This is a genomic window from Mycobacterium sp. E2327 (genome assembly GCF_001672675.1).
Classification (GTDB): domain Bacteria; phylum Actinomycetota; class Actinomycetes; order Mycobacteriales; family Mycobacteriaceae; genus Mycobacterium.
The window spans coordinates 1-18200 of sequence record NZ_LZKE01000025.1; the positions used below are offsets into that span (position 1 = coordinate 1).

Genomic DNA, 18200 nt, shown 5'->3' on the forward strand with positions numbered 1-18200 from the left:
GATCCGCCACTTGATCGGCGACCAAACCGCCGACCTGCTGCTCGTACCGCCTTTGCATCACCGCCGCGAACTCGAACAGCTCGCACGGGTCGCCGACTGGTTCTCGACCAACGTCCTGAGCCTAATCGGCCGCGCCGTGCCGCGCTACCACTTCGTCAAGGAGCTGGCTCCGGTGTTCGGGCGCGAACTGTTGGAGAGTGCGTTCGAGTTCGAGCGGGGTGGCGTGCGCGCGTCGTTCGACATGCCCAATCACCTCGCCCGCAAATGGGAGATTTCGAAGCCCAAGCCCCGCCGCCCTTGAGACTGTGTGGTCCCGGCGGCTCTCCTCCGCCGGGACCACACAGGGGGCAGCTGGCTCACCGTGTCCAGACGCCGGCCGCGCGGCGGTCGGCGTCGGCCACCTCCTGCGCGCCGTCGCGCACCGCGTTCCCGAGGTCGACCAGCATCTCGTTGAGCGCGCCGGCCGCCTGATGCCACTTCAGCTGCTCGCCCTGATAGGCGGCTGCCGCTTCGCGGGTCCACAGTTCCCGCAGCGGGGCGATCTGTGACCTCAGCTCGTCGAGCGCCGCGTTCAATCGCGTCGCGGTGGTGTGGATCTCTTGGCGCACAGCGCATTCGATTTCGCCGAAGTCGTAGGAAAGCAGCGGGTCCATGGCCTGGCCCCCGCTCACAGGTTGCCGCCGGCGGCGGCGACGTGGCGCGCATGGTTCTCGCCGGCCTCCCGCAACGCGACCTCGTTGTGGCGAATGGTCTCGGCGATTGTCTGCAGAACGCGGTAGAGCCGGGCCGATTCGGCGTTCCAGCGATCCAGCACATCTTTGAATCGCACCGCCGCCAGCCCGCCCCACACCGACGACGGAACGCTGCCCATGCGGCCGATGAAGGCCTGAAGCATCGCCCGGATCTCCTCGTTGCGGGCGTCGGTCGTCGCCGCGACGGAGTGCATGAGATCAAAGTCCGTGCTCAGTCTGTTCGCCATATCAAGTTGGACTGCGACGACTTCCATTTGGTTCCGTCTCATCCGATCGCATGGGCGGTTCGCACCGCCTGCTCGCATGCGTCGCGGACAGCCGCCTCGTCGCCGGGACGGCTCTGGCACCCAACGCTGATCCGCACCGGCCCGTCCAGCAGTACCGTCCACCGCACGTGGTGGGTGACGCGCACTTCGCGGTAGGTCACCGCGGGCCGGCCGCCGCTCGTCCCGGCGGGATTGAAGTCGACGAACACCCCGCCCGGTTCCGCGTCGATGGCGCGCCGCAACCGCTCCGCCGCGCCGCCCAGCGTCTCGCCCGCCACCGGTGACTGCGTGACGTGCAGCGCCACTTCCGGATCCGATGGCGAGGTCACCTGCACCCGCGCGGACCCGGGCCCGGTGACCACCCGCTGCGCGGACCAGTGTGCGGGCACCGTCAGCGCCACGCGGCCCTCCACGAGGAACGCGGTCGGCACCGTCTGCGCCGCGACCGGGGGCGAGGCGCCACGATGGGTCGCCGGGGGCGCCGCCGCGATCGCCAGTGGAAACGCCGTCAACGCGACGGCGGCCCCGGCTAGCGCACCCGTCACCCGCGCGCGGGTACGGGGACGGTCGGCCGGCGCGGTGACGCGCGGCCCGGTCGGGTCGGCCACGCGCGAAAAAATCGATTGTGCCAACAAGGGCAGCTGGGCAGAACCGATCTCCACGGCCGCCAGGCCGCCATCAAGCAGCGCCCGCGCGATCGCCGCCCCGAGCGCCGGCGCGCCGACGACCGTGCCGGGCGCGTCGATCACGACGGCCGCCGACGTCCGCCGCGCCATCCTGGCGATGACGCGGCAGACGTCGGAGGCCTCCTCGCCGACGGAATGCTCGTCGGCCCCACGGGGTATCGCGACAATCTCGGGTCCGGTGATCACGACCAGGCGCTCGGCGATTTCCACCACCACGGGCTCGGGGTCGCAGGCCTGCGCCAGCAGCCAAGACCGCCGGCGCACCAGCACCTCGTCGGTCAGGGCCTTGGCCGCCGCGGTCACCACGGCGACCCGCGCCGAGGGCCACCAGGACGGACGAATGAGTACCAGGCCGTCGCACTTCTCACATTTGAGCGAGCGCAACGCCGCCCGCCAGAGCGAATCCACGGCGACCGGGCGACCGCCGACCAGCGCCACCCGATCATCGATGGCGCCCAGTGCCTCCCTGGCGACTTCGACAATCTCTTCGTCACTGACTCCGGCTGTGCCACAACATAATCGGCGGATCGTGCCGGGTCCGGCCTCGATGAGCGCGCGGTGGCGGCTCACGGCGGCGGACTCCAGGCCACCTGGACAAGCTGTTCCTCCCCGGGGCGGGTGATCAGGACGCCGCGACCGGGTGGCAACCGCACGGGGCGGCCGGAGCCCCACAGTGCGCCGTCGTCCGGGCGCCGACTCATCATGAGCGTCATGCACCCGAGGTCGCGCAGGCCCGCCAGCAGCGGCTCGAACAGCGCCCGTTCCGCGCCGGCGCTGCGCCGGGCCACGACGAGGTGCAGCCCGATATCCCTTGCGTACGCAAGGTATTCGACGACCGCCTCGAGTGGGTTGCCGCCCGGGTTTGCGATCAGGTCGTAATCGTCGAGCACCAGGTAGATGTCCGGCCCGGACCACCAGGACCGGGCACGCAGCTGGGCCTGGCTCACGCCCGACGCGGGCATCCGCCTCGCCAGGACATCGAGCAGACCCGGCAGCAAGCCGCTCAGCGCGGACGACGACACGGCGTAGCCGGCAAGGTGTTCCGACTCGACGACGCCCAACAGCGAGCGCCGGAAGTCGACGATCAGCAGCCGGGCTTCGGTGGCGGAATTCGTCCGGATGATCTCGCGGCACAGGGTCCGCAGCGTGGCGGTCTTGCCGCACTCGTTATCCCCGAGGACCAGCAGGTGCGGGTGCAGCGCGAAATCGATTGAAACCGGCTGCAATCGACGCTCCTCCAGACCCAGCACGACCCGCGGCCCCGCCCGACACACGACGGCCTCGTGGTCGACGCGCGTCGGCAGCAGCGGTATCGGCGGTGCGACCGACTCGCCATGACAGACGCTATCGGTGGGCAGCGAGATGAGCATGTGCAGCCCGTCGCGGGAAAGGCCCCGACCCGGCCTGTCGTGCGGCACGTCCCGCGCCCGCTTGCGATCGATCTCGGAATCGGCCGGATCACCAAGCCGCAACTCGATGCGGCTGCCGACCTGGTCCTTGAGCGCGGGCCTGATCTCGGCCCACCGCGACGCCGACAACACCACATGCACGCCAAACGAAAGCCCTTGCGCCGCCAAGGCAGTGATCGACGCCGCGGAATCGCCGAACTCGTGACACAGGCTTGCCCAGCCGTCGATGACGAGGAACACGTCACCGCCCAGCCCGGCTCGATCCGCCTCCCGGGCCCGCACGGTGGACTCCATCTCGGCGATCATGCGCCGCACCAGGTCCGGCTCGCCCCGGCCGGCGACGGCACCCACATGCGGCAATGCGCGCAGCGCCCCGAGCGCTCCACCGCCGAAATCCAGGCAGTAGAACCGCACTCGCGCCGGATCGTAAAAAGCGGCCAAGGCCGTGATGAGGGTGCGCAGCGCGGTCGACTTGCCCGATCGCGGCGCGCCGACCACCGCCACATTGCCCGCGGCTCCGGACAATTCGACCACCAGCGGCGTGCGGCATTGCTCGAACGGGCGGTCGACGACGCCGATGGGCACGCTCAGCTCGTCCGGCGCCGACACCATATCGCCGAGCAATGTGTCCAGCGCGGGTGCCGCCCCCAGCGGCGGCAGCCACACTTGGTGTGCGGGCGGTCCATGTCCGGCGAGCCGGTCGAGGACCTCCTCCAGGGCGGTCCGGGCCGGCGAGTTGCCCCCGCCGGCGCGGAGCGGGCCCGCCGCCCGGGTGCTGAAGACGCGTACCACCGATTCGCCCACCGGCATCTCCACGGGCCGCGGTCCCGAAACGAACGCGGCCTGAAAGCGGATCGGCTCGTCACTGCCCACGCGGAGGTAGCCCGCGCCGGGGGTGTTGGGTAATTGGTATGCGTCAAGCGTTCCCAGAGCCGCGCGCGATTCGGCGGCGGACAGGGTCTTCAGGCAGATCCGGTAGGACAAGTGGGCTTCCAGTCCGCGCAGCCGCCCCTCTTCGAGCCGCTGACTGGCCAGCAACAGGTGCATGCCGAGCGACCGCCCCAGCCGCCCGATCGCGACAAACGTGTCGGCGAACTCGGGATGGCGGCTCAGCATTTCGGAGAACTCGTCGACGATGACGACCAGCGTCGGTAGCGGGACCAATTGCCGACCGGCCCGGCGCGCGCGTTCGTACGCCGTGACGCTGGCGCAGCGGGCACCTCGCAGCATCCGCTGCCGGCGTTCCATCTCGCCGGCGAGTGCGTCGCGCATGCGGGCCACCAGCGGCGCCTCGTCGGCCAGGTTGGTGACGACGGCGGCCACGTGTGGCGCGCGCGTCAGGTCGAGGAACGTTGCGCCACCCTTGAAGTCGACTAGCAGCAGATTGAGTACCTCGGCGGAATTCTGCGCGACCATCCCGACCGCGATGGTGCGCAGTAACTCCGACTTGCCCGACCCGGTAGCACCCACGCAGAGCCCGTGCGGACCCATGCCGTGTTCCGCTGCCTCCTTGATGTCCAGGTGCAGCGGTGCGTCATCGATCGTGGTCCCGATCCGCACGCACAGCCGGTCACGACGATCCTGGTTGCTCCACAGCGTGATCGGGTCGGTGCCGGCCGGCCCGGCCCGGTACCTGGCCAGCCGGCGCGCACAGGTCAGCGCGTCCACCAATTCCAACCGGTCGTGACACGGCAACGGTTGAGGTGCGTCCGGCCGCCCGATCGTCACCGGCGCGCCTTCGGCGCAGGCGCCGACCGCCAGGACGGTGGCGCCAGTCGGCGCCCCCGCCGCAACCCGTTCGCCGGAGTCGCAGACCACGGTCACGTGCGACCCCGCCACGCCGGCGAGCGCTTGCCGGGCGCTTGCCATGCTTGGATACACCATGCGCGCCGACCCCGCCGCATCGGCGGCGCTCGGATGTTGGTTGTGCGGCAACCACTTCAGCCAATCCCAGTCGGCCCGGTTGCGGTCACCGACCACCGCCGCGACCAGCAAGTCGTCGGGACCGTGCAGCACGGTCAGCTGGCAGATCATCGCGCGCAGCAGCCCGCGCACGGCGGCCGGGTCGCCGTCCATAGTCACCATCGTGTCGGCGCGAAGGTCGACCGTGACGGGCGCCCCCGTTACGAGCGAATGCGCGCTCAGGAAGCGGCGCAAGGCCGCCGCCGTGACCGGGTCGGACGGCTCGTGGGTAGCGGGCTCGGGCGCCATCAACCGTGCGGCGAGCGGCTGGGTGCCGACCCCGACACGGACAAGGCAGAAGTCGGGGTCGGACGCGCGCCGCTCCCACATCCGAGGTCCGCCGATCAACGTCCACAGCGTGTCCGGGTCCGGGTGGATCCAGAGAAGCGAATCCCGCTGCGCTGCGGCTTTTTCGGTGACCGTGGCGCGCAGCTCACTCAGGTACGCCAGGTAGTTGGCCCGGTCGGCGTCGAGGCTACGGCCACGCCGCTCGCCGCGCCCGGCAGTCGCGGTGACCGCCAGGGAAAGCAGCGTCATCACCGGGAACGCCACAAACATCGGGTGGCGCGCGCCCGGCGATCCCGCGAGGAACGCCACCGCCATGACTCCGAGGGTCACCAGCGACAGCACGACCGGCAGCAACCTCGGTGACCCCCTCGGCGGCAGGCCGGGCGGTGGGTCAACGGCGATGTCCGCAGCCTCGACCGCCGGCGCCGGCCGGCTAACCACGGGCACGAAACACTGTGTCATCTCGGCCCTCCTACCGGTTGGCGACGGTAGGCAGCGCCGAAAACCGCGGCAAGTCACCTGTGGACAGCCGGATATCGGCGGTTCGAATTCTGGCTACGGTGCCGGTAATCCGACTGAAGGGGTCATCGTTGCCTGAGACCGACCCGGGGTTGCGGCGCGTGTCGATACATGCCGGCACGGCCGTCACCGACTTGTCCCTGCCCGGGGGCGTGCCCGTCGCCGTCCTGATTCCCTCGATCGTCGACATCCTGGACGGCCGCGGCGGCCACGGGGTCCGAGCCTCCGGTCACCAGGAGGCGCGCCGCTACCAGCTGTCGTGTCCGGGTGCGGCGCCGTTGGCCACCTCGGCGACGTTGGCGCAGAACGGCATCCGAGACGGCGCGGTCCTGGTTTTGACCGAATCCTCGACCCCCGCTCCCCCGCCCCATTTCGACGACGTGGCGCCGGCCGTGTCGGCGACCCTCGACGCCGCGGGCCGCAGCTGGCCGGCCTGCCGGCGCAGACGGGCGGCGAGGATCGCGAGCGCCGTCACGGCGGCCCTTGTGACCGGCATCGGTGCGCTGGCGCTCATTCGAAACGCGCCCAGCGCCAACGTCACCGGCGCCACGGTGGGCGTGGTGGCGTCGGCCGGCCTGCTGGCGCTGCTTTTCGCGGCGGTCGCACACCGCGCGTACGGGGACGCGACCGCCGGACTCGCGCTAGGGGTGATCGCCGCCGTATTCGCGGCGGTCGCCGGGTTTCTGGCGGTGCCCGGCGGTCCCGGGCTGCCGAACGTCGTGCTGGCCGGCACGGCGGCGGCGACGACAGCGGTGCTGGCGGCACGTGTATCGGGTTGCGGTGCCGTCCCATTGGCCTCAGTGTCGTGCGTCGCCACGAGCGTCGCCCTGGCCGCCTTGGCAGGTGTGATCACCGCCGCGCCGCTGCGCGCGATTGGCGCCGTCTCCGCGCTGGCATCCCTCGGGCTACTGGGCGTGGCGCCGCTGGCGTCGATCACGCTGGCCGGCCTGTCGCCGCAGCGGCCGCCGGGATCCGACGTTGAGGCCAAGGCGATCCGGGCCGACAACTGGTTGGCCGGCCTGCTCGCCGCCTTGCTGACCGTAGCCGCCGTGGGCGCCATCGTCACCGTCCTGGCCGGTGCGCCTCGGCTGAGCTGCATCGCCTTCGGTGCGTTGACCGGTGCATTGCTGATGTTGCGCGCACGCTCTGACGACGTGAGAAGGACGCTCGTGTTCCTCATCAGCGGGATTGCCATCGCGGCAACGACTTTCGGCGTCGTGGCCACGAGCATGCTCAGGAGTGGGTCATGGACGGCCGCGCTGACGGCCACGTTGGCCGCCGCGGCGATCTACGTGGGCTTCGTCGCTCCGACGATGTCGCTCTCACCGCTGGCGCGCCGCGGCGTCGATGCACTGGAGTGTGTGGCGCTGGTCGCGTTGGTGCCCACGACCTCGTGGGTGTGCGGGCTGTACCACGCCGTCCGCGAGTTGAACCTCCGGTGAGCGGCTCACGCCTCGCGCGCCTCCTGGCGGTCTCCGCGCTCGCGTGCATCTATCAGCTCGGAACGCCGACGGCACAGGCGGTTTCGCCGCCCGAGGTCGACGACAAGTGGCTGCCCAAGCCCGCCCGCCCGGCACCGCCCTCGCCGACCGTGCAGCGCGAGGTCTGCGCGTCGGTGCCGGTCGACGCCGCCCCGCCTCGCGACCCGCTGCCGGATCTCGTCGACCTGCCCAGGGTCTGGCAGCTGACCCGCGGCGCAGGGCAGCGGGTCGCGGTCATCGACACCGGTGTCTCGCGGCATCCGCGGCTGCCCGACGTGGTGCCCGGCGGCGATTACGTGTTCACCGGTGACGGCACCCAGGATTGCGACGCACACGGCACGCTGGTCGCCGGCATCCTCGGCAGGGTGGCACCGGAGGCCACGCTGATCGGCATTCGCCAGTCCAGCGCGAAGTTCGCTCCCACCGGCGACCGTTCCCGCGCGGGGGTGGGCGACGTCGACACCATGGCGCAAGCCATCCGGACCGCCGCCGATCTCGGCGCATCGGTGATCAACGTCTCGTCCATCGCGTGCGTCCCGGTCACCGCGTCGTTCGACGACCGAGCGGTGGGCGCCGCCCTCGCGTACGCGGTCGACGTCAAGAACGCGGTCGTCGTGGCCGCGGCGGGCAACACCGGCACCGCGGGCCCGTGTCCGCCTCAGCGACCCGACGCGACCTGGCAGACCGCCACCGTCATCGCCAGCCCGGGGTGGTACGACGACTACGTGCTCACCGTGGGTTCGGTCGACGCCGACGGGACACCGTCGCCGTTCACCCTCCCGGGCCCCTGGGTGGACGCCGCGGCGACCGGCCAGGACGTTGCCGCGCTCGGTTCGCAACCGGTTTCGGGCACGAGTTACGCCGCGCCCGTGGTCAGCGGGCTGGCGGCGCTGATCCGGGCCCGATTCCCCGCATTGACCGCGCGACAGGTGACGGGGCGAATCACGGCGACCGCGCATCACCCGCCCCGCGGATGGGATCCGCTCGTCGGCAATGGCACCATCGACGCGCCGGCGGCCGTCAGCACCGACGCCGGTCCGCCAACGACCAGCTCCCGGCCGACACCCGCTCCGGTGCCCGTGATTGCTCCGCCACCGCCGAGGCCCCCGGATGCACACGCCCGGGATGCGGCGCTGCGTGGAGCGGCAATCTGCCTTGTCGTGCTGGCGGGCGCCCTGGCGGCCGCCCGGTTACGGGGTTCCCGCAACCGTGTCCCGTGCGACTGACGCGTTCTGCCTGCTCAGTTCCGGCCCGGACGGCAGCGCCGCCAACAGCGGCCACGGCGCCGCGATCGGTGCCGGGAGACCGAGATCGTGCGCCGCGTCGTCGTCGCGGATCGCGAACCGCACCCCGGTGTCGGTCACGAGATATCTTGTGCCGCTTCGGTTGTCGCCCCGTACATAGGCGCTGCGGCCGGGCGGCAGATAGGCCGCGTCCAGCGCGGGACCGCGACCGTCGGCTTGGGACAAGATCACTGGAGCCTGACCGGTGGGCACCGGCTGGCCGCCGCCCACCAGGAAGCCGGTGTCATAGTCGCCGGACGGCCGGCGCGTCGACGCGACGCATACCGTGGCGCCGCCGGCTAACGCCGGCGCCACGTCCGGGAAGCCGGTCACCGGCAGCGTGTTGACGATTCCCGCGGCGCGGATCGCGTCCGGTGCCACCGGGATCGGGTTGGCGCTGCCGCGCGAATCGCTCAAACGCAGGAGATCGGCGGCGACCCGGCCGATGCGCTGGACCCCGCCGGGCACCACGACGTAGTACTCGTCGCCGTCACCGCGCGCGATGCGCAGCACACTGCCGACCGGAATGCCGGGCATCCCGGCCACCGCGTCTCCCGCCGCGCGAACGCGCGGTGCGCTGATCGGCGGCGCCTCGGGCACGGCGTTCAGGAGCGACTGCGACACGAGGCGCGGAGTGCGGCCCTCCAGCCTGAGCGCGCGCACGACCGCGGTGTCGGCGAGGTCGACCACGGCCCGCTGCCCGTTGTAGAGCAGGTAGGCCGGCAAGCCGGCGGGCGGCGCCAGCAGAAGCGCTTGGTCGGGCGCCACGGGATGGACCGACGAGCCGGTGGGGCCGACGACGACGGTCGCCGCGCCGGTCTCCTCGGCATCGCAGATCGTCCAAACCGATTCGTCTGCCGACAGCGGCTCACCAATGAGTGGCGGTGCACCCGGAATGCCAAGCGGCGCACCGCGTTTGGTGCGCGCCAGGTCCGTTTCGGGCACCGGCTGCGGGTCGGCGGGCGTCGCCGCGATCAACCGGGCCGACGCCAGGTTCAGCACCGGGTGCCAGGTGTCGCCCACCCGCACGTACAGTGCCCCGGATCGCTGGCCCATCGCGATCCGCGCCCGCTCGAGATCCGCGTGCGGGCGCAGCAATCCCGGCAACGCGCAGCCCACTAGCGCGACGGCCACCACCACACAGCCGACCGCCAGCGACGCCGTCCGCGCACCCGACGGCCCGGTCGCGCCGTGAATATCCCGGCCCAGCAATGCGCACTCGAGGCGGCGCAGCAGAAATCGGTACGCGCTGATTTGCAGCCAGGTGGTCGGCTGGCGCGGTTGTGAACGGTCCAAAATACCCCCGGCAAATTTGTGGAATCCGTCTCCCGGTTCCAGTTAAGCCGCAGGTAGACGGCGGGTGTCGCGGTTATCCACAGGTCGCCGAATTTCGATCTTCGCTGGTTGCGGGTAATATCTCGGCGTGTCTTCCCACCGTTTAATTCGCTGGGTAGGCCCGGGGGTTTCTGCAGTGTTCACCACCGCCGGCCTGCTCATGTCCCCACCCGCTACACCGGTCGCGGCCGCCGATGACTGCCCGAACGTCGAGGTCATCTTCGCCCGCGGCACCAACGAGCCGCCGGGCATGGGCCGCGTCGGCGACGCGTTCGTCGACGCGTTGAAGCAGGACACCCCCGGCCTGACGTATGACACCTACGGGGTGAACTACGCCGCCAGCAAGCTGCAGCTGCACGGCGGCGACGGCGCCAACGACACGATCAACCGCGTCAAGGCGGCGGTGGCCAAGTGCCCGAACGTCAAGATCGTGCTGGGCGGCTACTCGCAGGGCGCGTCGGTGATGGACATCGTCGCCGGCGTCCCGATCGGCGGCATCAACTGGGGCAACTCGCTGCCGCCGGAGTACGCCAAGAACGTCGCGGCCGTCGCGACCTTCGGCGACGTGGCCGACCGCGCCGGCGGATCGCTGCCGACCGCGAGCGCGCTGTTGGGGACCAAGGCGATCGACCTGTGCAACCCCGAGGACCCGATCTGCCACGCGGGCCAGGGCAACGAGTGGAGCGGGCACACCGAGGGCTACGTCCCGCTGTACACCACGCAGGCCGCGTCTTTCGTCGCGTCCAAGCTCATGACCGGGTCTTACCCGCAGACGCCGGGTTACGGGCCGCAGACCCCGGGCTCCGGTCCGTCGGTCCCCGGTAACGTCCCGGCGCCGGACGCGCCGATTGCGCCCAACGGCCCAGCTACACCGAATCCTCAAGCGCCCCTTGTCTAAATCGTTACCGGCGCGTGACGAATAGCCCCTTAACATCGATGTGTGAGGCTGATCCGGCTGGTTGTGGCCGTCGCATTCCTTGCGGCGGTAGCGGTTTTCGTCGTCCCGAAGCTGCTGCCCCTCGCGTCGGCGTCGTGCCCTGACGTCGAGGTGGTGTTCGCCCGCGGCACCGACGAGCCGCCGGGCGTCGGCAAGGTGGGCCAGGCCTTCGTCTCGTCGCTGCGCCAGGACACCCGCAAAAGCGTTGGCTCGTACGGGGTTAACTACCCGGCCAACAAGGACTTTCTGGCCGCCACGGACGGCGCGAACGACGCCAGCAACCACATCCAGCAGATGGCCAACAACTGCCCCAACACTAAGATCGTGCTGGGCGGGTACTCCCAGGGCGCGGCCGTCGTCGACATCGTCACCGCCGCACCGCTTCCCGGGTTCGGTTTCCGCCAGCCGCTGCCGGCCGCCGCTGCCAACCACGTCGCCGCCGTCGCGCTGTTCGGGAACCCGTCGGCCCGGGCGGGCGGGCTGATGAGCGCCCTGACACCGGATTTCGACGGCAAGACCATCGACCTGTGCAACACCGGCGACCCGATCTGCTCCAACGGCAACAAGTGGAGCGCGCACCTGGGTTACGTGCCCACGTTGACCAATCAGGCCGCGAGTTTCGTCGCGAGCCGCGTTTAGCCGGGCGTGCGCAAATCCCGCGTAATCAGGATCCGCGCGGCAAGTTCGCCATCGGGCGGGTAATCGACGCCGGTCATCGTCAACCCGTGCGCCGGTGCGGCGGCGAAGTCGCTCGACCGGTCGGTGGCGGAAAGCAGGTCGCGGCACCATGAGGTGGGGCGGCGGTGCTCCCCGACGGCCAGCAGCGCCCCGACCAGCGAGCGCACCATCGACCAGCAGAATGCGTCGGCACTGACGTGCGCGGTGATCAGGTCGCCGTCGCGCGACCAGTCCAGCCGCTGCAAGTCACGGATGGTGGTCGCCCCCTCCCGTTGCCGGCAGAACGCGGCAAAGTCGTGCAGCCCCAACAGGTCTCGTGACGCCGCGGCCATGGCGTCGACGTCCAGGTCGCGCGGCCACGCGGTGACGTAGCGCGCCAGCTGCGGCACCACGCCGTAGGGCGCCGTCGACAGCCGGTACTCGTAGTGTCGGCGCAGCGCCGAGAACCGCGCATCGAAGCCCTCCGGGGCGCGGGCGATTTCGAGCACCCGCACGTCGGTTGGCAGGAACCGGCCGAGCCGGCGCAGCAGCGGCAGGAACTCCGGTTCAGCGGGACGCGGCGAGCGTGGGTAGGCGTTCGGCAGCGCGTCGGCGGGCACGTCGACGTGGGCGACCTGTCCGGTGGCGTGGACTCCGGTGTCGGTGCGCCCGGCCGCTCGCAGGCGCACTGGAGAGCGGAAGACCGTCGTCAGCGCCTCATCGAGGACGCCGGCGACGGTCCGCTGTCCGGCCTGGGCTGCCCAGCCGGCGAATTCCGTTCCGTCGTAGGCGATGTCAAGCCGCAGACGGACGTCCGCGCTAACTCTCGTCAGCCTCGTCGGCCTCTTCGGCCTTCTCGGCCTCGGCCCGCGCCGCGACGGCCTCGTCGTGCTTTTCCTCGGCGGCAGCCTCGGCCTCCGTGGCCTCGCCGGCCTGGGCCTCCGTGGCCTCCGTGGCCTCGGCCTCGGGCTCGACGGCGTCGTCGGCCGTCGGACCCTCCGCCGCCTCGGGCTCGACCGCGGCCTGCGGCGCCGCCGCTGCCGCCACCGGGGCCGTCTTCTTCGACGCCTTCACCCGTCGCGCGCGGTCGGCCTCCGACGTCACCGTCTTCTCCCGGACCAGCTCGATCACGGCCATCGGGGCGTTGTCGCCCTTGCGCGCCTCGACCTTGATGATGCGGGTGTAGCCGCCGTTGCGGTCGGCGTAGAACGGCCCGATCTCCGCGAACAGGGCGTGCACCACGTCCTTGTCGCGGATCTTCTTGAGGACCTCGCGACGGTTGTGCAGCGTGCCCTTCTTGGCGTGCGTGATCAGCTTCTCCGCATAGGGTCGCAGCGCCCGGGCCTTGGGCTCGGTCGTCTTGATCCGGCCGTGCTCGAACAGCGACGTGGCCAGGTTGGCCAGCAGGGCCTTCTGGTGCGAGGACGACCCGCCGAGGCGAGGGCCCTTGGTGGGCTTGGGCATTGCGACTATCTCCTATTCGGGGCCGGCCCCCGTATCAGGTAGGGCCGGGACGACTTCCTACATGTGTCCGGTTCCTCAGCGGCCGCTGCACGGCTGCATCGTCACCGGACGGCCTTATTACAGCTGTTCGGTTTCCGCGTAGTCCTGGTCGTCGTAGGCGGCCTCGGTGGACCAGGTGCCGGTGGCGACGTCGTAGCCCGCGACCTCCGACGGGTCGAACGTGGCCGGGCTGTCCTTGAGCGACAGGCCCAGCTGGTGCAGCTTGACCTTCACCTCGTCGATGGACTTCTGACCGAAGTTGCGGATGTCGAGCAGGTCGGACTCGGTGCGGCTGACCAGCTCGCCGACCGTGTGCACACCCTCGCGCTTGAGGCAGTTGTAGGACCGCACGGTCAGGTCCAGGTCGTCGATCGGCAGCGCGAACGACGCGATGTGGTCGGCCTCGGCCGGCGACGGCCCGATCTCGATGCCCTCGGCCTCGACGTTGAGTTCGCGTGCCAGACCGAACAATTCGACCAGCGTCTTACCGGCCGACGCCAGCGCGTCGCGCGGGGTGATCGAGCTCTTGGTCTCCACGTCCAGGATCAGCTTGTCGAAGTCGGTGCGCTGCTCGACGCGGGTGGCGTCCACCTTGTAGGTGACCTTGAGCACTGGCGAGTAGATGGAATCGACCGGGATGCGGCCGATTTCGGCACCCGACGCGCGGTTCTGCACCGCCGGGACGTAGCCGCGGCCGCGCTCGACGACGAGCTCGACCTCGAGCTTGCCCTTGTCGTTCAGCGTCGCGATGTGCATGGCGGGGTTGTGCACGGTCACGCCGGCGGGCGGCACGATGTCACCCGCGGTGACCTCGCCCGGGCCCTGCTTGCGCAGGTACATGGTGACCGGCTCGTCCTCCTCCGAGGACACGACCAGGCCCTTGAGGTTCAGGATGATGTCGGTGACGTCTTCCTTGACGCCGGGCACGGTGGTGAACTCGTGCAGCACGCCGTCGATGCGAATGCTGGTGACGGCCGCGCCGGGGATCGACGACAGCAGCGTGCGCCGCAGCGAATTGCCCAGGGTGTAACCGAATCCGGGCTCCAGCGGTTCGATGACGAACTGGGACCGGGTGTCGGTGACGACTTCCTCGGACAGGGTGGGTCGCTGTGAGATCAGCATGGTGTTTCTTCTTCTCCTTCTCGGCACCCGCTATTTGATGCCGTTAGGTCCCTGCACCGGGTTCGGTGCAGGACATCTTTACTTCGAGTAGTACTCGACGATCAGCTGCTCGGTCAGCGGCACGTCGATCTGCGCGCGCTCGGGCAGCTGGTGGACGAGGATGCGCTGGCGCTCCCCCACCACCTGCAGCCAGCTCGGGATCGGGCGGTCGCCCGCGGTCTCCCGCGCGATCTGGAACGGCACCGTGTTCAGCGACTTGTCCCGCACCTCGATGATGTCGTACTGCGACACCCGGTAGCTGGGAACGTCGACCTTGACGCCGTTGACCGAGAAGTGGCCGTGGGTGACGAGCTGGCGGGCCATCCGTCGGGTGCGCGCCAGCCCGGCGCGGTAGACGACGTTGTCCAGCCTGCTCTCGAGGATGCGCAGCAGTTCCTCACCGGTCTTGCCGGGCTGCCGCACGGCCTCTTCGTAGTAGCGGCGGAACTGCTTTTCCATCACGCCGTAGGTGAAGCGCGCCTTCTGCTTCTCCTGCAGCTGCAGCAGGTACTCGCTCTCCTTGATCCGCGCGCGGCCGTGCTGGCCGGGCGGGTAGGGACGCTTCTCGAACGCCTGGTCGCCACCGACGAGGTCGGTGCGCAGCCGGCGCGATTTGCGGGTGATGGGTCCGGTGTAACGAGCCATTGCTTAAACCCTCCTGCGCTTCGGCGGACGGCATCCGTTGTGCGGCTGCGGGGTGACGTCGGAGATCGCGCCGACCTCCAGGCCGGCGGCCTGCAGCGAGCGGATCGCGGTCTCGCGGCCCGAGCCCGGGCCCTTCACGAACACGTCGACCTTGCGCACGCCGTGCTCTTGGGCCTTGCGCGCCGCGTTCTCCGCGGCCAGCTGAGCGGCGAACGGCGTCGATTTCCGCGAGCCCTTGAAGCCGACGTGACCCGACGACGCCCAGGCGATGACGTTGCCCTGCGGGTCGGTGATCGTCACGATCGTGTTGTTGAACGTGCTCTTGATGTGCGCGGCGCCGTGCGGAATATTCTTCTTTTCCCGCTTCCGGGTCTTGTGCTGCCCCTTCTTAGCGGAGCTTCCCTGCGCTTTTTTAGCTGGTGGCATCGGGTTCTACCTGGCCTTCTTCTTGCCTGCGATGGTGCGCTTGGGCCCCTTGCGGGTGCGCGCGTTGGTCTTGGTGCGCTGGCCGCGCACCGGCAGGCCGCGGCGGTGCCGCAGGCCCTGGTAGCAGCCGATCTCGATCTTGCGGCGGATGTCGGCCTGCACCTCGCGGCGCAGGTCGCCCTCCACCTTGAGGTTGGCCTCGATGTAGTCACGCAGGTGGGTCACCTGGTCATCGGTGAGGTCCCGGGTGCGCAGGTCCTTGTCGATGCCGGTGGCGGCCAGGATTTCGTTGGCGCGGGTACGGCCGACGCCGAAGATGTACGTCAGCGCGATCTCCATCCGCTTGTCGCGCGGGAGATCGACGCCTACTAGTCGAGCCATAGGTGGCGTTTCCTCTTATCTCATGCGGAGGTCTGATCCCAGCCCGTTCCCGATGTCATCGGGGTCCGGCCTCCGTCCGGACGTGGGTGAGCGGCCAATCCGCTCAGTGGTGCTGGAAGGTCATCATTTAGTTGTTCAGGCCGCGTCGGACTAAGTACATTGCGGCGACCCGCTGCGCACGGCTACGCCGCGCTTGCGATCGCCGCTAGCCCTGCCGCTGCTTGTGGCGCGGATCCGAGCAGATCACCATGACCCGCCCATGCCGACGGATCACCCTGCACTTGTCGCAAATCGGCTTCACGCTGGGGTTGACCTTCACGGCTTTTCGATCCTGTTCTCGTCGTTCGTTGGTTACTTGTACCGGTACACGATGCGGCCCCGGGACAGGTCGTAGGGAGACAACTCCACCACCACCCGGTCCTCGGGCAGGATGCGGATGTAGTGCTGCCGCATCTTGCCGCTGATGTGGGCGAGCACCTTGTGGCCGTTCTCCAGCTCAATGCGGAACATCGCATTGGGCAGGGGCTCGACCACGCGGCCCTCGACCTCGATGGCGCCGTCCTTCTTGGCCATACTTGTCAGAAATCCTCGTCATTCGTTTCGTTCGCTGTAGCGCCCGCCTCGGCGCGAGATATACACCGACTTCGAACGTGAGCCGGTGACAGGAAATTCCTAGGGACTGGGCACACAAAAAGTCGGCGCGGAAATCGCACCGTTGGTCAATGGTACCTGGTAATGGGCCCCACCCAAAATCGCTGTCGGAGAAATCGGCCGCGCCTTCACGACCTGCCGGACCGGGCCTGACGAGGGCATACTTGACGGCGATGAGCAGCCCCGCAGGCGTTACCGCAGAGCCCCGCAAACCCGTCCTCCTGACCGTCGACGACGACCCCTCCGTCTCCCGCGCGGTCGCGCGCGACCTGCGTCGCCACTACGGCGACCGGCACCGGATCGTGCGCACCGAATCGGGCCCCGACGCGCTGGAGACGCTCAAGGAGCTCAAGCTGCGGGGCGAGACCGTCGCGGTGCTCATCGCCGACTACCGGATGCCCCAGATGAGCGGCATCGAATTCCTCGAACAGGCGATGGACCTTTACCCGGCCGCGCGCCGGGTGCTGCTCACCGCCTACGCCGATACCCACGCCGCCATCGACGCGATCAACGTGGTGGACCTCGACCACTACCTGCTCAAACCGTGGGACCCGCCGCAGGAGAAGTTCTACCCCGTCATCGACGGGCTGCTGGACGCCTGGCGCGCGGCGCCGGAACACCCGATCCCGCACACCAAGGTGATCGGGCACCGCTGGTCGGAGCGGTCCTGGCAGGTGCGCGACTTCCTGGCCCGCAACGGGCTGCACTACTCGTGGTTCATGGCCGACGATCCCGACGGCGAGCGGCTGCTGAAGGCCGCCGGCGCGGATTGCCTGCGGCTTCCGGTCGTCGTCACCGAGCGCGGCGACACCCTGGTCGAACCGACCGACGCCGAGCTGGCCGACACCCTGGGCCTGACCACGACGCCGTCGCAGGAGTTCTACGACCTGATCGTCATCGGCGGCGGGCCGGCGGGCCTGGCCGCCGCCGTCTACGGCGCGTCCGAGGGGCTGCGCACGGTGCTGATCGAACGCACCGCGACGGGCGGGCAGGCGGGCCAGAGCTCGCGCATCGAGAACTACCTCGGCTTCCCCGACGGCGTGTCGGGCGGCCAGCTGGCCGAGCGCGCCCGCCGACAGGCCGAGAAGTTCGGCGCGGAACTCATCACCGCCCGCACCGCGACGGCGCTGGAGGTGAACGGCCCGAAGCGCACCGTGCGGTTCGCCGACGGCGGGTCCATCGACGCGCACGCGGTCATCCTGGCCACCGGCGTCGCCTATCGCCAGCTGCCCGCCGAGGGCTGCAGCGAGCTCACCGGCCGCGGCGTCTACTACGGGGCGGCCGTCTCCATCGCGTCCGAGTGCGCGGGCGAGGAGGTCTACGTCGTCGGCGGGGCCAACTCCGCCGGGCAGGCCGCGATGTACCTCTCCCGCGAGGCCAAGTCCGTGACGATCGTGGTGCGCGGCCCGTCGCTCGAGGCCTCGATGTCGTATTACCTGATCCAGCAGATCGAGCAGCGACCCAACATCACGGTGCGCACGTGCACCGAGGTGCGCCGCGCCGTCGGGGAGGACCACCTGCAGCGGCTGATCCTGGTCGACAACAAGACCGGGGACACCGAGGACGTCACCTGCGCACGGATGTTCATCTTCATCGGGGCGGCCCCGCGCACCGAGTGGCTGGACGGGGTGGTCGCCCGCGACGACCACGGCTTCATCCTCACCGGGCCGGACCTGCGCAACGTCTGCGGCTGGACGCTGGACCGGCCGCCGCACCACCTGGAGACCAGCGTGCCGGGCGTCTTCGCCACCGGCGACGTGCGGGCCGAGTCGGCCAAGCGCGTCGCGGCCGCGGTCGGAGAGGGATCGATGGCCGTCATGCTGGTGCACCGCTACCTGGCCGAGAGCTAGGAGGGGCC

The 18200-nt window shown here is 70.1% G+C and carries 19 protein-coding genes; 6 read left to right on the plus strand and 13 right to left on the minus strand.

Annotation, left to right across the window (positions count from 1 at the left end; all coding sequences use genetic code 11):
• The coding region (locus A5712_RS02855; protein WP_231981949.1) for a hypothetical protein at positions 1-301 on the plus strand (301 nt) is incomplete at its 5' end.
• A 55-nt stretch (positions 302-356) separates the two neighbouring features.
• Here A5712_RS02855 and A5712_RS02860 read toward each other — a convergent pair.
• The 4 genes from A5712_RS02860 to eccCb are packed head-to-tail and all read right to left on the minus strand — an operon-like array spanning position 357 to position 5825.
• Positions 357-653 (minus strand): WXG100 family type VII secretion target, encoded by a 297-nt coding sequence (locus tag A5712_RS02860; RefSeq protein WP_068101088.1) that lies wholly within the window; start codon positions 651-653, stop codon positions 357-359.
• 14 nt (positions 654-667) lie between these two features.
• The gene (locus tag A5712_RS02865) at positions 668-979 is read right to left on the minus strand and encodes a WXG100 family type VII secretion target (protein WP_369830351.1); all 312 of its coding nucleotides are present in this window, start codon (positions 977-979) and stop codon (positions 668-670) included.
• A gap of 38 nt (positions 980-1017) precedes the next feature.
• Complete coding sequence (locus A5712_RS02870; protein ID WP_068101008.1) at positions 1018-2274, minus strand: type VII secretion-associated protein; 1257 nt, start codon at positions 2272-2274, stop codon at positions 1018-1020.
• Positions 2271-5825, minus strand: a complete 3555-nt coding sequence (eccCb, locus tag A5712_RS02875) for a type VII secretion protein EccCb (RefSeq protein WP_068101011.1) — start codon at positions 5823-5825, stop codon at positions 2271-2273. Before eccCb ends, A5712_RS02870 begins: the two co-directional genes overlap by 4 nt.
• Positions 5826-5953: 128 nt before the next feature.
• Here eccCb and eccD point away from each other — a divergent pair, with 128 nt between their 5' ends.
• Complete coding sequence (gene eccD, locus A5712_RS02880) at positions 5954-7324, plus strand: type VII secretion integral membrane protein EccD (protein WP_068101091.1); 1371 nt, start codon at positions 5954-5956, stop codon at positions 7322-7324.
• Positions 7321-8589: a type VII secretion-associated serine protease mycosin gene (gene mycP / locus A5712_RS02885; RefSeq protein WP_068101014.1), complete on the plus strand. Its 1269-nt coding sequence runs from the start codon at positions 7321-7323 to the stop codon at positions 8587-8589. The genes eccD and mycP overlap by 4 nt, the downstream gene beginning before the upstream one ends.
• On the opposite strand, the gene eccB is transcribed toward mycP, so the two are convergent.
• Complete coding sequence (gene eccB / locus A5712_RS02890) at positions 8554-9942, minus strand: type VII secretion protein EccB (protein ID WP_068101018.1); 1389 nt, start codon at positions 9940-9942, stop codon at positions 8554-8556. The genes mycP and eccB overlap by 36 nt on opposite strands.
• Before the next feature lie 127 nt (positions 9943-10069).
• Here eccB and A5712_RS02895 point away from each other — a divergent pair, with 127 nt between their 5' ends.
• Together A5712_RS02895 and A5712_RS02900 are read left to right on the plus strand one after the other, a co-directional pair.
• On the plus strand, positions 10070-10879 hold the full coding sequence (locus tag A5712_RS02895) for a cutinase family protein (protein WP_068101024.1): 810 nt from the start codon (positions 10070-10072) through the stop codon (positions 10877-10879).
• Between the two features lie 42 nt (positions 10880-10921).
• Positions 10922-11557, plus strand: a complete 636-nt coding sequence (locus tag A5712_RS02900) for a cutinase family protein (RefSeq protein ID WP_156766388.1) — start codon at positions 10922-10924, stop codon at positions 11555-11557.
• Here the strand turns inward: A5712_RS02900 and truA are convergent.
• The 8 genes from truA to infA all read right to left on the minus strand — a co-directional run bounded on the left by truA (position 11554) and on the right by infA (position 16264).
• Positions 11554-12408 (minus strand): tRNA pseudouridine(38-40) synthase TruA, encoded by an 855-nt coding sequence (gene truA, locus A5712_RS02905; protein WP_082973247.1) that lies wholly within the window; start codon positions 12406-12408, stop codon positions 11554-11556. The two genes, A5712_RS02900 and truA, sit on opposite strands and share 4 nt — an antisense overlap.
• Positions 12395-13039: a 50S ribosomal protein L17 gene (gene rplQ / locus A5712_RS02910; RefSeq protein ID WP_068101030.1), complete on the minus strand. Its 645-nt coding sequence runs from the start codon at positions 13037-13039 to the stop codon at positions 12395-12397. Before rplQ ends, truA begins: the two co-directional genes overlap by 14 nt.
• A gap of 117 nt (positions 13040-13156) precedes the next feature.
• Complete coding sequence (locus A5712_RS02915) at positions 13157-14200, minus strand: DNA-directed RNA polymerase subunit alpha (RefSeq protein ID WP_067006072.1); 1044 nt, start codon at positions 14198-14200, stop codon at positions 13157-13159.
• Between the two features lie 78 nt (positions 14201-14278).
• Entirely contained in the window at positions 14279-14884 is a 606-nt protein-coding gene (rpsD, locus tag A5712_RS02920) for a 30S ribosomal protein S4 (protein ID WP_068101033.1), read from the minus strand.
• Between the two features lie 3 nt (positions 14885-14887).
• Complete coding sequence (rpsK, locus tag A5712_RS02925) at positions 14888-15310, minus strand: 30S ribosomal protein S11 (protein ID WP_066933867.1); 423 nt, start codon at positions 15308-15310, stop codon at positions 14888-14890.
• Positions 15311-15316: 6 nt separating this feature from the next.
• Complete coding sequence (rpsM, locus tag A5712_RS02930) at positions 15317-15691, minus strand: 30S ribosomal protein S13 (RefSeq protein ID WP_066907568.1); 375 nt, start codon at positions 15689-15691, stop codon at positions 15317-15319.
• A gap of 205 nt (positions 15692-15896) precedes the next feature.
• The gene (rpmJ, locus tag A5712_RS02935) at positions 15897-16010 is read right to left on the minus strand and encodes a 50S ribosomal protein L36 (protein ID WP_003879483.1); all 114 of its coding nucleotides are present in this window, start codon (positions 16008-16010) and stop codon (positions 15897-15899) included.
• A gap of 32 nt (positions 16011-16042) precedes the next feature.
• Complete coding sequence (gene infA / locus A5712_RS02940) at positions 16043-16264, minus strand: translation initiation factor IF-1 (RefSeq protein ID WP_003418601.1); 222 nt, start codon at positions 16262-16264, stop codon at positions 16043-16045.
• A gap of 251 nt (positions 16265-16515) precedes the next feature.
• Here infA and A5712_RS02945 point away from each other — a divergent pair, with 251 nt between their 5' ends.
• Positions 16516-18192 (plus strand): FAD-dependent oxidoreductase, encoded by a 1677-nt coding sequence (locus tag A5712_RS02945; protein ID WP_068101036.1) that lies wholly within the window; start codon positions 16516-16518, stop codon positions 18190-18192.
• Positions 18193-18200 lie beyond the last annotated feature (8 nt).